The 13,198-nt window shown below is 72.5% G+C and carries 15 protein-coding genes; 8 read left to right on the plus strand and 7 right to left on the minus strand.

What is annotated here, in order from left to right:
* Nucleotides 1–86 precede the first annotated feature (86 nt).
* Nucleotides 87–620 carry a GNAT family N-acetyltransferase gene (locus tag ACGFH8_RS16005; protein ID WP_393367591.1) on the plus strand — a complete coding sequence of 178 codons (534 nt, stop codon included), beginning with the start codon at nucleotides 87–89 and terminating at the stop codon, nucleotides 618–620.
* Between the two features lie 46 nt (nucleotides 621–666).
* Here ACGFH8_RS16005 and ACGFH8_RS16010 read toward each other — a convergent pair whose 3' ends face one another.
* On the minus strand, nucleotides 667–1,155 hold the full coding sequence (locus ACGFH8_RS16010) for an FBP domain-containing protein (protein WP_393367593.1): 489 nt from the start codon (nucleotides 1,153–1,155) through the stop codon (nucleotides 667–669).
* Between the two features lie 60 nt (nucleotides 1,156–1,215).
* On the opposite strand from ACGFH8_RS16010, the gene ACGFH8_RS16015 reads away from it, so the two are divergent.
* Entirely contained in the window at nucleotides 1,216–1,785 is a 570-nt protein-coding gene (locus tag ACGFH8_RS16015; protein WP_393367595.1) for a TetR/AcrR family transcriptional regulator, read from the plus strand.
* A 37-nt stretch (nucleotides 1,786–1,822) separates the two neighbouring features.
* Here the strand turns inward: ACGFH8_RS16015 and ACGFH8_RS16020 are convergent, their stop codons facing one another.
* Nucleotides 1,823–2,830 (minus strand): hypothetical protein, encoded by a 1,008-nt coding sequence (locus ACGFH8_RS16020; RefSeq protein WP_393367597.1) that lies wholly within the window; start codon nucleotides 2,828–2,830, stop codon nucleotides 1,823–1,825.
* A gap of 94 nt (nucleotides 2,831–2,924) precedes the next feature.
* Between ACGFH8_RS16020 and ACGFH8_RS16025 the strand changes: the two genes are divergently transcribed.
* The 3 genes from ACGFH8_RS16025 to ACGFH8_RS16035 all read left to right on the plus strand — a co-directional run bounded on the left by ACGFH8_RS16025 (nucleotide 2,925) and on the right by ACGFH8_RS16035 (nucleotide 4,319).
* Complete coding sequence (locus ACGFH8_RS16025; RefSeq protein ID WP_393367599.1) at nucleotides 2,925–3,329, plus strand: winged helix-turn-helix transcriptional regulator; 405 nt, start codon at nucleotides 2,925–2,927, stop codon at nucleotides 3,327–3,329.
* Nucleotides 3,326–3,913 carry a DUF1684 domain-containing protein gene (locus ACGFH8_RS16030; RefSeq protein ID WP_393367971.1) on the plus strand — a complete coding sequence of 196 codons (588 nt, stop codon included), beginning with the start codon at nucleotides 3,326–3,328 and terminating at the stop codon, nucleotides 3,911–3,913. Before ACGFH8_RS16025 ends, ACGFH8_RS16030 begins: the two co-directional genes overlap by 4 nt.
* A 73-nt stretch (nucleotides 3,914–3,986) precedes the next feature.
* Nucleotides 3,987–4,319: a DUF6506 family protein gene (locus tag ACGFH8_RS16035; protein WP_393367601.1), complete on the plus strand. Its 333-nt coding sequence runs from the start codon at nucleotides 3,987–3,989 to the stop codon at nucleotides 4,317–4,319.
* Between the two features lie 85 nt (nucleotides 4,320–4,404).
* Here ACGFH8_RS16035 and ACGFH8_RS16040 read toward each other — a convergent pair whose 3' ends face one another.
* Nucleotides 4,405–4,992 (minus strand): general stress protein, encoded by a 588-nt coding sequence (locus ACGFH8_RS16040; RefSeq protein WP_393367603.1) that lies wholly within the window; start codon nucleotides 4,990–4,992, stop codon nucleotides 4,405–4,407.
* Nucleotides 4,993–5,112: 120 nt separating this feature from the next.
* Between ACGFH8_RS16040 and ACGFH8_RS16045 the strand changes: the two genes are divergently transcribed.
* Nucleotides 5,113–6,939 carry a glycoside hydrolase family 15 protein gene (locus ACGFH8_RS16045; protein WP_393367605.1) on the plus strand — a complete coding sequence of 609 codons (1,827 nt, stop codon included), beginning with the start codon at nucleotides 5,113–5,115 and terminating at the stop codon, nucleotides 6,937–6,939.
* A gap of 51 nt (nucleotides 6,940–6,990) precedes the next feature.
* Nucleotides 6,991–7,491, plus strand: a complete 501-nt coding sequence (locus ACGFH8_RS16050; RefSeq protein ID WP_393367607.1) for a metallophosphoesterase family protein — start codon at nucleotides 6,991–6,993, stop codon at nucleotides 7,489–7,491.
* Between the two features lie 14 nt (nucleotides 7,492–7,505).
* Here ACGFH8_RS16050 and ACGFH8_RS16055 read toward each other — a convergent pair whose 3' ends face one another.
* Nucleotides 7,506–7,721 carry a DUF3072 domain-containing protein gene (locus ACGFH8_RS16055; RefSeq protein WP_393367608.1) on the minus strand — a complete coding sequence of 72 codons (216 nt, stop codon included), beginning with the start codon at nucleotides 7,719–7,721 and terminating at the stop codon, nucleotides 7,506–7,508.
* A 110-nt stretch (nucleotides 7,722–7,831) separates the two neighbouring features.
* On the opposite strand from ACGFH8_RS16055, the gene ACGFH8_RS16060 reads away from it, so the two are divergent.
* On the plus strand, nucleotides 7,832–8,770 hold the full coding sequence (locus ACGFH8_RS16060) for an NAD(P)/FAD-dependent oxidoreductase (RefSeq protein WP_393367973.1): 939 nt from the start codon (nucleotides 7,832–7,834) through the stop codon (nucleotides 8,768–8,770).
* Between the two features lie 85 nt (nucleotides 8,771–8,855).
* Here ACGFH8_RS16060 and ACGFH8_RS16065 read toward each other — a convergent pair whose 3' ends face one another.
* The 3 genes from ACGFH8_RS16065 to ACGFH8_RS16075 all read right to left on the minus strand — a co-directional run bounded on the left by ACGFH8_RS16065 (nucleotide 8,856) and on the right by ACGFH8_RS16075 (nucleotide 13,100).
* The gene (locus tag ACGFH8_RS16065) at nucleotides 8,856–10,151 is read right to left on the minus strand and encodes a cation:proton antiporter (RefSeq protein ID WP_393367609.1); all 1,296 of its coding nucleotides are present in this window, start codon (nucleotides 10,149–10,151) and stop codon (nucleotides 8,856–8,858) included.
* A gap of 106 nt (nucleotides 10,152–10,257) precedes the next feature.
* A complete protein-coding gene (locus ACGFH8_RS16070; protein ID WP_393367611.1) occupies nucleotides 10,258–10,935 on the minus strand; it encodes an HAD family hydrolase in 678 nt (225 codons plus the stop codon).
* Between the two features lie 26 nt (nucleotides 10,936–10,961).
* Nucleotides 10,962–13,100, minus strand: coding sequence for a SpoIIE family protein phosphatase (locus ACGFH8_RS16075; protein WP_393367613.1), 2,139 nt, complete (start codon nucleotides 13,098–13,100; stop codon nucleotides 10,962–10,964).
* Between the last annotated feature and the right edge of the window lie 98 nt (nucleotides 13,101–13,198).

The raw sequence follows: 13,198 nt of genomic DNA on the forward strand, positions 1-13,198 counted from the left end.
TCGACTGGACGCTTCGTGCAACTTTGAAAGAGTTGGCCGGTAAACCAGCGGCGCGATGGTGGCGCGGTGTGCCAGACTGCCGCCTCGTGAAACACGTGGAGCTCACCGTCGCCGACCTGTTGCTGCGCCCCTGGCGAGACGAGGACGCTCCGGCGGTGCGCGACGCCCTGCGCGATCCGGCCATCGCCCAGTGGAACCCGCAGGGTGGCGGCCCGGTCGACGACGAGGTCGCGCTGCGCTGGGTCCGCCGCCGGGCCGACTGGTCCGCCGGTGACCACGTCTCCCTGGCGGTGACCTCGGCGGCCGACGGGAAACCGCTGGGCTCGGTCTCGCTGCACAGCATCCATGACGGCGGCGCCTCCGTCGGTTACTGGACGGCGCCGGCGGCGCGCGGGCGGCAGGTGGCGGTGCGGGCCGTCGTCCGGCTCACCGACTGGGCGTTCACCGACCTGCGGCTGCACCGCGTGGAGTTGTGTCACGCGGTGGCCAACCCGGCGTCCTGCCGCGTCGCCGAGCGGGCCGGCTACCTCGCCGAGGGGACACTGCGCGAGTCGTACCGCTACGGCGACGGCCGCCGCTACGACGAGCACCTGCACGCCCGGCTCGCCACCGACCGTTAGCCGGGGGCCGACCGGGCTCGAAACACGCGCCGGTCGCCCCCAACCGTCACTCGGTGACCTTGCGGAGGAACGTCGCGAGGGCGGTCTGGACGCGCTCGATCCGCTCCGGCAGGGGCAGAGGCTCGGGCGCGGGAGGCCCGGCGTGCTTCTTCCCCCGCAGATAGAGCGAGCAGGCCAGGTCGGAGCACAGGTACGTGCCCACGGAATCGCCCTGCCGTCCGCTCGGGCCGGCCTTCGGGGCGGTCATCAGCGTGACGCCGCCGCCGAGGTGCGTGGTCAGGCAGAACGAGCACATGCTGTGCCGCACGCGCCCCATCTGGTGCTTCGCGGCCCGCAGCACCACCCCGGCCAGCTGGCCGTCGGTCTCGGCGACCAGGTAGGCCCGCTGCGGCGCGGCGGGATCCCGCCAGCCGAGGAAGTCGAGGTCGTCCCAGGGACGCAACGCAAGATCGTTGGGTACGGTCAGCCGCTTCGCCTCGCCCCGGCTGCAATTCACGAAGGACGCGCGGATGACGGATTCGGTCAGCTGCAACATAGGTAGTAGCCTAGCTCTCCTAGGCAACCAATTATTACGGCTGGGCGGGGAGTGTGCGGCATGGCACGTGCGGGGGTGACCGTCGAGCGCATCGCGCTGGCCGGGGCCGAGCTGGCCGACGAGGTGGGCGTGGAGAACGTCACAGTCGCCGCGCTCGCGCGCCACTTCGGGGTGAAGGACGCGAGCCTCTACTTCCACCTCAGGAACGCGCAGGACCTGCGGGTCCGGATCGCCCTGTTGGCCCTGACGGAGCTGGCCGACCGGGTGGGCGCCGCGCTCGCCGGCCGCGCCGGCAAGGACGCGCTCGTGGCGTTCGCCAACGCCTACCGGGACTACGCGCGGCAGCACCCGGGTCGGTACGCCGCCATGCAGATCGACCTCGACCCGGAGACCGCCGCGGCGAGCGCGGGCGTCCGACACGCCGAGATGACCCGGGCGATCCTGCGCGGCTACCGGCTCTCCGAGCCCGACCAGACCGACGCCGTCCGCATGATGCACAGCACGTTCCACGGGTTCGTCAGCCTGGAGAAGACCGGCGGCTTCCGCCACACCCCACGGGCGACGGACGACTCCTGGTCGCGCACCCTGGACGCCCTCGACGCGGTCCTCAGCAACTGGCCGTCGCGTTGACGGCCGGGCGGGCGTACGTACGGGCTGACTCGGGCGGTCACCGTCCCACCTCCGCGGCCAGCGGGCGGCGCCGCGCGGTCCGCTGTCGGAGCAGGACGAGACCGAGGCCCGCCAGGAACCAGGCGGCGAGGACGACGAGGGGCGCCGCGGTGTGCGCGCCGTCGAAGTAGCCGAAGTTGTTGACGGCCCGCACGGCCGCGCCCGGCGGCAGCTTCCCCGAGATCGCCTGTGCCCACTCCGGGAGCAGGTCGACCCCGATCGTCGCCCCGCTCGTCGCGTTGCCGATGGTCGTGAGAGTGAGGACGGCGAGGGCGATGCCCGCCGGGCCGAGCCAGGCCCCCAGAGCCTTCGTCGTGAAGGCGCTGGCGGCGGACAGGAGGATGAGCGAGAGCGCGAGCAGCGGGAACGGGGCCGTCAGTGATCCGTAGATCGGACCTGCGACGGTCGCCGCGATCACGCCGATCAGGACGGCGAATCCGCCGATCGCGTAGAGGCGGTGGCGCAGTCGCACCTTCGCGGTGGCGGCGGTGAGCCCCTGCGCGAGAACGAACGACGAGAGGGTGACGCCGAACACCACGTAGAAGGCGGACAGCCCTCGGCTGTCGTAGGTCGCCAGCGGCACGATGTCGTTCTCCTGGACGGTCGCCCCAGCCTTCTCGGCGAGACCGGCTGCGAGCTGACGCGCGGCGCCGCTCTCGCTGAACCCGCTCGCGCCCGCGTAGTCGAGCGTCAGCGTGGTGGGGGACGTCGCGCCGAGGACGGCGACGGCGTCGCCGTGTCGCACCATGGCCTCGCCGTCCGCGAGGCTCGCGACCTCGGTGACGGCCACGGTGTCGCCGAAGCCGGCCTGTGCGGTGTTCGCCAGTCGCTCGCTGACCACGGCGATCGGTAGCCGGCTCGGCTGAGGGCTGCGTTGCAGTCCGACATAGACCGTGATGAACGCCGTGCCGATGATCAGCCCGGTGATGACGAGCGTCGTCCAGGCTCGGCGCTGGGTGACGACGGGCGGTGCTCCGTCGGTACGTGGATCGGATGGCGACGTCATGGGTGCTTCCTCGGGTAGTGTGGTTTGAATGTCCAACCAAACGAACCGTAGCACCGACGGTTTGAAAACCAAACCAGAGCGGGACACTCTCGCTGTGGCGCTCGACGCAGTCAACGACAGGTGGTCGCTGCACATCGTGCGAGCGCTCGCATTCGGCGCCTCGCGGTACACCGAGATCCTTCGGGCCGTCGGCGCGCCCAGGGACGTCCTCGCCGCCCGACTGCGAAAACTGGCCGAATCCGGCATCCTCCAGGCCCGTGCCAGCGAGAACGGCAAGGTCGCGGGGTACGAACTCACTCAGAAGGGCAAGGACCTCGGGCAGGTCATCCTCGTGCTCAAGCGCTGGGGTGACACCTACAGCGAGGGCGACGTGCCCAGGGTCGACTTCGTCCACGACGTCTGCGGCCAGGTCTTCGTCGCCGAGGTGCGCTGCCAGGCGTGTGGCAGGCCCGTCCGGTCCGGAGAGCTGTCATTCGATCAGGAGTCCCCGGCATGCTGACCGACCTGGAACTTGCCGACTGGCGGGAGCGGGTGGCCCGGCTGTACCTGTCCGACGTCGACCTGACCGGGTTCCGTGCCGGCCGCGACGAACTCTTCGCCACCCACCCGCAGAGCCCGATCCCGGCGGCGGAGCGGGCCGGCTTCTCCGGGGTGCGTTACTTCCCGCCCAATCCCGAGGCGGTGGTCGAGGCGCCCCTGCGGGCGGCCAGCGGCGAGCTGCGGATCGACACCGGCGGTCCGGACGGGGTGGTCGCGTACCGGCGGGTGGCGATTGCCGAGACGCCCTGGGGACCGCTGACGCTCTGGTGGATCGAGGCGTACGGGGGCGGGCTGTTCGTGCCGCTGCGCGACGGCACCTGCGGGCGGGAGACCTACGGGGGAGGCCGCTACCTCACCGACACGGTGAAAGGCACCTTCGGTCGAGGTGTCGAGCTGCTGCCCGGCGACCGGGTCCGGCTGGACGCCAACTACCTCTACAACCCGAGCTGCGCGTACGACGACCGCTGGGCGTGCCCCCTCGCCCCGCCGGAGAACCGGGTCGACGTCGAGATCCGCGCCGGGGAGTTGACGTACCACGACTGAGTGTCCTTGACCTCAAGTCCACTTCAACGCCTACGGTCGGTCGACGTCCCCGGTCCAGGAGGAGGAGCGTTCGATGACGATCAGCTGGGCGTACATCTACGAGCATCCGGGCAGCGACCCCGTCGACGACCGGGTCGTGCTCGACCGCGGCGGTCAACGCACCTATCTCGTGCCCGTGCCGGACCCGTCGACGGCCCCGGCCGTGGCGGTGGACCTCGTGGCCGAGGGGGTCGCGCTCGTCGAACTGTGCGGAGGCTTCGCGCTGACGGCGGCGGCACGGGTGGCCGAGGCTGTCGGCGGGCGGGTCCCCGTCGGCCACGTGACGTTCGCGGTGGACTCGGTGCGCGGTGCGACACGGTACGGCGAACGGCTCGAAGCTGACCAGGCCCCGTCACGGCACGACTGAACGGCCGCCCGCCCCGGGTGCTGCCGGGGCGGACGGCCGGTCGATCGTCGCTGCGCGGGCCTTGTTGCTGAGCGGGCCTCGTCTCTCAGCGGGCGTTGGCCGGTGAGCCAGGCACCCGCATCCGACCCATCAGCTGTCGCGCCTGGTCGGCGAGCTGCGCGTCGACGGTCACCGCGTACTGGCCGGCGCGTAGCGAGCTGGCCGAGGTGAAGTCCCGCTGCCCGCCCGTCATCGCGTGCGCGACCGCGCCGAACACGGCACCCCAGATCGCGCCGATGACCAGCCCGACCAGGATCACCGCCAGCCAGTTGCCGACGGTGAAGATGCCGAACAGCAGACCGATGAAGAGCCCGAACCAGGCGCCGGTGCCGGCGCCGAGCAGCCCGGCGCGACCGGTGGTCATCCGCCCGAGCACCGTCTCCACAAGTGTGAGGTTGGTGCCGACGATGGCGGTGTGCTCCACCGGGAAACGATTGTCGGCCAGATAGTCGACGACCTGTTGTGCGGCCGGATAGTCCGGGTACGAGCCGATCGTCACGGTCGGCGGGCCGGTCTCCGGCCCGTGGCCGTCACCGCCCGGTGTCGCGAGGCGGCCGGCCGGTCCGGTTGGAAGCAGGTCGCCATCCTGTGTGCCGGGCCGCCATGCGGCGGTCGGCCCCGAAGCTGACGTCATGAGCATCCTCCCTCGTCAGCTCTCCGGGTTCCCGTCCATGTCGACAGGTAACACCGGCCGGCGCGCGCGGGCCATCCCCGGCGGGGGGAATGGGCGCGGGTGGCCCGGGTAGGCAGTCAGGTGGAGAGCGGACAGATCAGTGACTACGGTTTCCTCGCCGACGGACGCAGCGCGGCGCTCGTGGACTCCTCGGGCTCGGTGAACTGGTGGTGTCCGGGGCGGTTCGACGCCCCGTCGGTGTTCGGGCGGCTGCTCGACGACGGTGCCGGACACTGGTCGATCCGGCCCGAGGGCGACTACACAACCGAACGCGACTACCTCGAGGACACCCTGGTGCTGCGGACCGTCTTCCGCACCGCGCAGGGGGAGGTCGCCCTCACCGACGCGCTCGCCTTCGAGCCGGGGTCCCGCGGTCACGACATCGGCCTGCACTCGCCACAGGTGTTGGTCCGCTCGGTGGAGGGGCTGTCCGGTGCGGTGCCGATGCGCGTGCACTACCGGCCGCGCTTCGAGTACGGCCGCACCATCGCGTACCTGATCGAGCGAGAGGACATGCTGGAGGCGATCGCCGGAGCCGCCCGGCTCACCCTGCGCGGCAGCGTGCGGTTGACCTCCGGCGAGGGCGAGGCCGCCGCGACGTTCACCGTCCGCGCCGGCACCAGGCACAACTTCTCCCTCGGGTACGCCCCGACCTACGACGCCCCGCTGCCGGAGGTCCCGGACGCCGACCAGACCATCGCCGACACCGTCGCCGGCTGGCGGTCCTGGACGGCGTCGCACGCCTACGACGGGCTCTACGCCGAACAGGTGGGGCGCAGCCGGCTCGTCGTGCAGGGCATGACGTACCGACCGAGCGGCGCCGTGGTGGCCTCGGTGACGACGTCGCTGCCGGAAAAACTCGGCGGGGACCGCAACTACGACTACCGCTACGTCTGGGTGCGCGACCTCAGCCTCACCCTGCGGGCACTGTGGCGAACGACGTGCATCGACGAGGTGCAGCGGCAGTTCGCCTGGTTGGGACGGGCGATGGGTCGGGTCGACAACAAGCCGGTGCCCATCATGTACGGGGTGCTGGGGGAGCGGGATCTCACCGAGCACCGCCTGGAACAACTCGGCGGTTACCGCGACAGCCCGCCGGTGGTGATCGGCAACGACGCCTGGCAGCAGCGGCAGACCGACATCTTCGGCGAGACGCTCGATGCCGCCTGGTTGATGCGCGACAAGCTGGAGCCGATGGACCAGGAGGTGCGCCACGTCCTCCGGTTGCTCGCCGACCAGGCCGCGCACGACTGGGAGTTGCCCGACGCGGGGATGTGGGAGGAACGCGGCGTCGAACACCACCACGTGTCCTCGAAGGTGCAGTGCTGGGTCGCCCTGGATCGGGCGGTCCGCTTCGGTGACCAGCTCGGCGAGCCGCAGGACGTGGCGCGCTGGGCGACCGTCCGCGACGAGGTGCGCGCGCAGGTGCTCGAGCGGGGGTGGAGCGAACGGCTCCAGTCGTACACCGGAAGTTTCGAATCCGAGGAGCTGGACGCGTCGGTGCTGGTGATGCCCCTGGTGGGGTTCCTGCGGGCCGACGATCCGCGGATGCGCTCGACGGTCCGTGTCGTGGAGCAGCGGCTGTCGCACGACGGCCTGCTGCGGCGCTGGGACGGCGACCCGGCGGCGTTCGTCATCTGCTCGTTCTGGTTGGTGTGTTGCCTGGCGCTGGCCGGTGAGCGGGACCGGGCCCACGAGTTGTTCCAGGCGCTGGCTGCCCGGGTCAACGACCTCGGCCTCTTCGCCGAGCAGATCGACCCGCTGACCGGGGAGCAGCTCGGCAACTTCCCCCAGGCGTTCTCGCACATCGGCCTGATCAACGCCGCAGGCGTGCTGACCGACGTCGAGCGTGATCCGACGCTGCGGCACTGCGGGATGCCCCCGGCGTACTTCTCCCCGGTCCGGTAGTGGCGGCGGGCCGCGCGCGAGGGGTGGCCCGCCGCCGGGGAGAATGGCGGGATGCGGCTGGTGCTCACGGCGGACACCCACCTACCGAAGCGGGCCCGGGACCTGCCCGGCCCGCTCTGGGCGGCGATCGAGGCCGCGGACGTGGTGGTGCACGCCGGTGACTGGGTGGACGAGGCGCTGCTCGACGCGATGACCGCGCGGTCGCGCCGGCTCGTCGGGGTGTACGGCAACAACGACGGTCCGGCGCTGCGCGCCCGGCTGCCGGAGGTGGCCCGGGTGGAACTCGACGGCCTGCGGGTCGCCGTGGTGCACGAGACCGGGCCACGCACCGGTCGGGAGAAGCGGTGCGCGGCCCGTTTTCCCGACGTCGACCTGCTGGTCTTCGGGCACTCGCACATCCCGTGGGACACCGAAGCGCCTGGTGGGTTACGCCTGCTCAACCCCGGCTCGCCCACCGACCGCCGCTCCCAACCCCACGCGACCTACCTGACCGCCGAGATCGACGCGGGCGGCCTGACCGAGGTCACGCTGCACCGCCTACCCCGCGCCTGACCGTCGGGGCGGGGCTACTGCCCCCGGCCGGTCTCGGCCTGAAGCTCGTCGATGCGCTTGGACGCCTCGGCCTTGGTCAGGTTGTCCGGGAGATCGGCATGGGCTTCCCGGGCCAGGGTGCCCAGGTAGGACTCCTGGGCCGCGGTGGGCGGTTCGTCGCCGGTGACCCACTCGTCCGGGTCCTTGATCGCGGCACTCTGGTCGGCCGGCTCGTTGCTCGGGTTCGTCATCGTCGTCATCCTCTCTTCGAACAGGTGTGCCAGTACCCCTGATCTCCACTGTTCATTCCTGCCCGCTCGCCGCCACCTACGATCATCGGATGAAGGTGGACCGGTCGACGGTGGTGGTGGTCGGGGCGGGCATCGCCGGGGTGGCCTGTGCGGTGGAGTTGACCCGGGCCGGGGTGCCGGTGCAGGTCCGCGAGCGGGGGCACGTCCGCGGTGGCCGGATGGCCAGCAAACGGTTCGAGGGTCGGCCCGCGGACATCGGCGCCGCGTACTTCACCGCCACCGACCCGGACTTCGTCGCCGTCGTCGACACGTGGCGCGCCGCCGGCCTGGTCCGGGAATGGACCGACACCTTCCAGGCGTACGACCGGAGCGGGAGCCACGAGGTGCCCGGGCCGATGCGCTTCGCCGCCCCCCGTGGACTGCGCTCGGTGGTCGAGCACCTGGCCGGTGAGGTGCCGGTGACCGTCGACCGGCTGGTGCTCACCGTGGAGCCGGGCCCGGTCGTGGACGGGGAGTCGTGCGCGGCGGTCGCCCTGGCCATGCCCGGCCCGCAGGCCGCCCTGCTGCTCGACCCGGCCCTGGCCGACGCCACCCGGGTCGTGCAGGCGCAACGCTGGTCGCCGTCGCTGGCCGTGGTGCTGCGCTTCCCGACCCGGCGCTGGCCCGACTTCCGGGGCGCGTTCGTCAACGAGCACCCGGTCCTCAACCTCGTTTGCGACGACGGCGACCGGCGCGGTGACGGCGCGCCGGTGCTTGTCGCGCACACCGTGCCGGAGTTCGCGGCCGGGCACCTGGCCCAACCCACCGGGGCCGGCCCGGCGGTCGAGCAGGCCGTCCGGGATCTGCTCGGGCTGCACGAGCAGGCCGTAGACGTGCACGTGCACCGCTGGACGTACGCGAAGCCGACGAGCGACGCCGGCGGCGTCACCCACCACCTCGACGCCGACGGGATCGGCCTGGCCGGCGACGCGTTCGGCAAGCCCCGGGTGCAGAGCGCCTGGCGCTCCGGCCGGGACCTGGGCCGTGCGCTGGTCGCCCGCCTGGCCTGAGCTGCCTGCTCAGGGGTGGCCTGCTCGCTGCTCGGGCGTGGCCGGCCGCCTGCTCGGGCGTTGCCGGCTGGGCTGCGGCACGCGCTCAGGGGTGCCCGGCCGCGGCTACCGGCCGGGCGTCGGCGTCCCGCTCGGCCGGGTCGGAGGTCCGCTCGCCCTCGGAGTCGAGTAGCTGCATGACCGGGGTCGCCGTGATGCCGTGCACCACGACGGAGACGAGCACCACCAGCCCGACGGTCGCCCAGAGCAGCTCGGCCTGCGGGAAGTCCGCCTTCGTGGTGGCGTACGCGAGGTAGTAGAACGAGCCGACCCCGCGGATGCCGAACAACGAGATCACCCAGTGCTCGGCCGTTCGCCCCGGCGCGCCGCGCAGCGACAACCAGCCGACCACCGGCCGGACCAGGAACACCAACGCCAACCCGACGGCCGCCGCCGGCCAGGTCAGCGGCGTCAGCAGACCACCCACGATCGCGCCGCCGAGCAGCAGCAACAGCACCAGGGTGAGCAGCCGTTCCACCTGCTCGGCGAAGTCGTGCAACACCGAGTGGAACTCGTGGGTCCGCTCGGCGGCCCGGATGGCGCGCGCGGCGACGAACACCGCCAGGAAGCCGTACCCGCCGACCACCTCCACCAGCCCGTACGCCAGGAACGTGGCGGCCAGGGCCAGGAAGCCCTCGGCGTGCCGGGCCAGTCGCAGCTCACTTGGCGCGCGGAAGAACAGCTTGCCGAGCAACCAGCCGATCAGCAGCCCACCGCCGACCCCGATGCCCACCTTCCAGAGCACGTCCACGGCGAACCACTCGGCCATCCAGTCGCGCGGGGCGAGACTTGTCGAGGCGATGGCGATGGCGGCGTAGACGAACGGGAACGCCAGCCCGTCGTTGAGGCCGGCCTCCGAGGTCAACGCGAAGCGGACCTCGTCCTCGGAGTCCTCCACGTCCGTCGGCTCGCCGACCTGCACGTCGGCGGCGAGCACCGGATCGGTCGGGGCCAGCGCGGCGCCCAACAACAGGGCGGCGGCCGGCACCAGGCCCGCCCACCACCAGCCGAGCAGGGCCACCGCGGCGATGCACAGGGGCATGGCGATCGCCAGCAGCCGCCAGGTGGACGACCACCGCTGCCAGCTCAACGGCCTGTCGATCTTGAGCCCGGCGCCCATCAGCGCGACGATCACACCGATCTCGGTGAGGTGGGTGGTCAGCTCCGGGTGGGCCAGCGGGTCGGGTGTCGGCAGCCCGACCGGCAGCAGGAACACCAGCATGCCGAGGGCGAGGAAGGCGATCGGCATGGACAGCGGACGCTGCTCCAGCACCCGGGGGAGGATGCCCGCGAGCAGGGCGCCCAGGCCCACAAGCGCGAACGCCACGTCTACCGGCTCCACGGCACCACCCTTCGACCGCACCCGCGGGGCGCGGGCAGGTGGTGACAGACCTTGCCCCACGAGGGGGCCGGCTATGCGCGTACGAGTGGGTGAACCGGAGTGAGCCTCACCTCGGTCGGGTCAGCGGCGAGTCCGCCAGTGCGTCGAGCAGCGCGGCGGGGTCGTCGTACACCGCCACCGCGCCGGCGCCGGCGAGCTCGCCGCGACTGGTGCCGCCGCAGGTCAGCCCGACGCACGGAATGCTCAGCTTGCCGGCCGCGATGACATCCCACACCGAGTCGCCGACGAAGACCACCCGCTCGGCGGCCAACCCGGACCGCTCCAGCGCGACCACCAGAATGTCCGGGGCCGGCTTGCTCTGCTCGGCGTCCGCCGAGGAGGTGACCGTGTCGATCACGTCGTCGGCGGCCAGCGCCCGGCGCAGCGCCGCCACCTCGGGTTCCGAGGCGGAGGTGGCGAGCACCACCCGCAGGCCGCGCTCGGCGCAGGCGCGCAGCAGGTCGGCGGCCCGGGGCAGCGGGGTGAGGCGTTCCCAGTACTCGGCGTACAGGGTGTCGTGCGCGTCGCGCAGCTTCTCGTCGGCGTCCCGGTCCCGCTCGGGACCGAGCAGGTGGTCGAGGAGCTTGTCCGAACCCATTCCGATCGAGCGGTGCACCACGGCCATCGGCACCGGCTGGTCGGTCTGGCGCAACGCCTCCCACCAACTCACCGTGTGTAGGTAGGTGGTGTCCACCAGGGTCCCGTCGACGTCGAAGAGGACTCCACTGGGCCGGTCGGTAGCCATGGACGTCCTCCTACCCGTCGGGCGTCTCAGGGATGCGCGGTCGGCGGCGTCAGAATCTCGAACCAGACCGTGGAGCCGCGGACCGACGGGTCGGTGCCCCAGGCGTCGCTGAGCTCCTCGATCAGGCCGAGGCCACGCCCACGACTGCTCAACGTGTCAGTGCGGGTCCGGGTCACGGTGCCCCGGGTGCCGGAGTCGGCGACCGAGACCAGGAGACGCTCGGGGCTGAGGTCGATCTCCACCCGGGCGGCGGTGCCGGCGTGCAGCAACGCGTTCGTGGTCAGCTCGCTCGTGCAGAGGACCGCCGCCCCGATCACCGACTCGGCCACCTGCCACTCGGTGAGCTGGCCGGTCATCCAGTGTCGGACCCGGCTGGGCGCGGTCGGCTCCGCCGGCACCTCCATGCTCGCCGAACGGCTCGGCTTGAGCGCGTGCTCGACCGCCAGCACGGCCACGTCGTCCTCGGTGCCGCCGGGCACCGCCGCGGTGGCCACCGCGCACAGGGCGCGGGGGTCGCCACTGCCGGCCTTGGCGACGGCGTCGCCGAGGGTGGCCAGCCCGGCGGTGAGGCTCTGCCGACGACGCTCCACCACCCCGTCGCTGAACAGCAACAGGGTGTCACCGGGACGGAACGCGACGGTGGTGGTGCCCGGCCGGCTGCCCAGACCCAGCGGGGGACCGGCCGGCACGTCGACGTACTCCGCGTGGCAGCGGCCCTCCGGGTCGCTGCGGCGGATCAGCGGTGCGGGGTGACCGGCGCTGGCCACGGTCAACTCCCGCCGCTCCGCGTCGATGACCCCGAACGCCACGGTGACGAAGAGCTCGTGGGTGCTGGCCTCCGCGCCCAGGCTGGTGACCAACCGGTCCAACCCGGCCAGCACCGCGTCCGGCGCCGGGTCGGCCAGGGCCAGCGCGCGCAGCGCGGCCCGGACCTGTCCCATCCGCGCGGCGGCCTGCACGTCGTGACCAGCGACGTCGCCAAGCACCACGCCGAGCGCGCCACCGGGCAGGAGGAACGCGTCGTAGAAGTCACCGCCGGCGGCGTTGCCGTCCACCCCCGGGTCGTAGCGGGCCGCCACCCGCAACCGGGGCAGGTCCGGCAGGTGCTCCGGCAGCATGCTGCGTTGCAGCAACTGGGCCGTGCCGTGCTGGGTCTCGAACCGGCGGGCCCGCTCCGCGGCCTGGCCGATCAGCTCGACCGAGGCGGCCAGCAGCGCCCGCTCGGCGGGTGACCAGGTGTGCGGCACCTGGTAGCCGACCGCCAGCCCGCCGCGCACCACCGAGGTCCCCAGGGGCAGGGCCGCCATCGAGCGGATCTTCTGGTCGTGGCGGTCCGCCGCGATCTCCCGCAGCGGTTGCCCGTCGCGGACGAAGAACGGGCCGGCGGAGCGGGCCGCCTCCACCACCGGGGCCGACCAGCCCGCCGGAGCGCGCCGCCAGAGCGGAGGAAGCCGCTCGTCGGCCTCGTCCAGCAGTTCGCCGCGCACCCGGCGCACCATGCGCCAACCGCCGCCGCCCTCGTCGACCGCGAACGAGGCCTGGTCGGGGTCGAACGTGGTGATCGCGTACCGCAGCGCCACCCGGGCCACGTCGTCGAGGGTGAGCGTGCCCGCGAGCGCGGCGGCCACCTCGCTGAGGCTCTGCAACTGCTCGGTGACGTGGGTCGTCTCGGCCGCGACGGTCAACGTGCCGACGATCGTGCCGGTGCTGTCCCGCACCGGGGAGTAGCCCCGGGTGAAGACCGCCTGCTCGACGGTCGCGGAGTGCCCCCGTACCAGCGGCAGGGTGGACTCCTTCTCCAGGAACGGCACGCCCTGCCGGTAGGTGCGCTCGAACACCTGGCCGACGCCCGGCAGCGCCCAGATCTCGGCGAACACCTCGGCGGCCGGGCGGCCGAGGGCGCTCGGGTGTTTGGTGCCCAGCAGTTCGGCGTAGCCGGCGTTGTAGAGCAGGACGTGGTCGTCGCCGTACGCCAGGGCCATCGGCATCGGCGAGGCGAGGATCAGCTCGACCACGGCCCGGACCGCCACGTCCCAGCTCTCGGGTGGGCCCAGCGGGGTGCCGGCCCAGTCGTGGGCGAGCACGGCAGCGGCCGCACCGGTGCCGGTGGACGCATCCGGGACCGGAGTTGCTGGCGTGGGGACTCGCCCGACCGTTCCTGGCATGTTCGCAGCCTAGTCGGCTTGTCGGAAAAGGCATCCGATCATGGCGGCGGGGCGTCGCCGCCAGCGTCGCGCTGCCCGTTTGGGCAGTTCAGGGCCCC

It is taken from the genome of Micromonospora sp. NPDC049175 (assembly GCF_043197345.1).
Lineage (GTDB): Bacteria > Actinomycetota > Actinomycetes > Mycobacteriales > Micromonosporaceae > Micromonospora.

Bases quoted from the DNA above. Each gene is read 5' to 3' on its own strand.
- ACGFH8_RS16075 (WP_393367613.1), bottom strand. From the start codon at position 13,100: ATGCCAGGAACGGTCGGGCGAGTCCCCACGCCAGCAACTCCGGTCCCG.
- ACGFH8_RS16055 (WP_393367608.1), bottom strand. From the start codon at position 7,721: ATGACGAACCCGAGCAACGAGCCGGCCGACCAGAGTGCCGCGATCAAG.
- ACGFH8_RS16010 (WP_393367593.1), bottom strand. From the start codon at position 1,155: ATGTTGCAGCTGACCGAATCCGTCATCCGCGCGTCCTTCGTGAATTGC.
- ACGFH8_RS16020 (WP_393367597.1), bottom strand. From the start codon at position 2,830: ATGACGTCGCCATCCGATCCACGTACCGACGGAGCACCGCCCGTCGTC.
- ACGFH8_RS16070 (WP_393367611.1), bottom strand. From the start codon at position 10,935: ATGGCTACCGACCGGCCCAGTGGAGTCCTCTTCGACGTCGACGGGACC.
- ACGFH8_RS16050 (WP_393367607.1), top strand. From the start codon at position 6,991: ATGCGGCTGGTGCTCACGGCGGACACCCACCTACCGAAGCGGGCCCGG.
- ACGFH8_RS16040 (WP_393367603.1), bottom strand. From the start codon at position 4,992: ATGACGTCAGCTTCGGGGCCGACCGCCGCATGGCGGCCCGGCACACAG.
- ACGFH8_RS16035 (WP_393367601.1), top strand. From the start codon at position 3,987: ATGACGATCAGCTGGGCGTACATCTACGAGCATCCGGGCAGCGACCCC.
- ACGFH8_RS16015 (WP_393367595.1), top strand. From the start codon at position 1,216: ATGGCACGTGCGGGGGTGACCGTCGAGCGCATCGCGCTGGCCGGGGCC.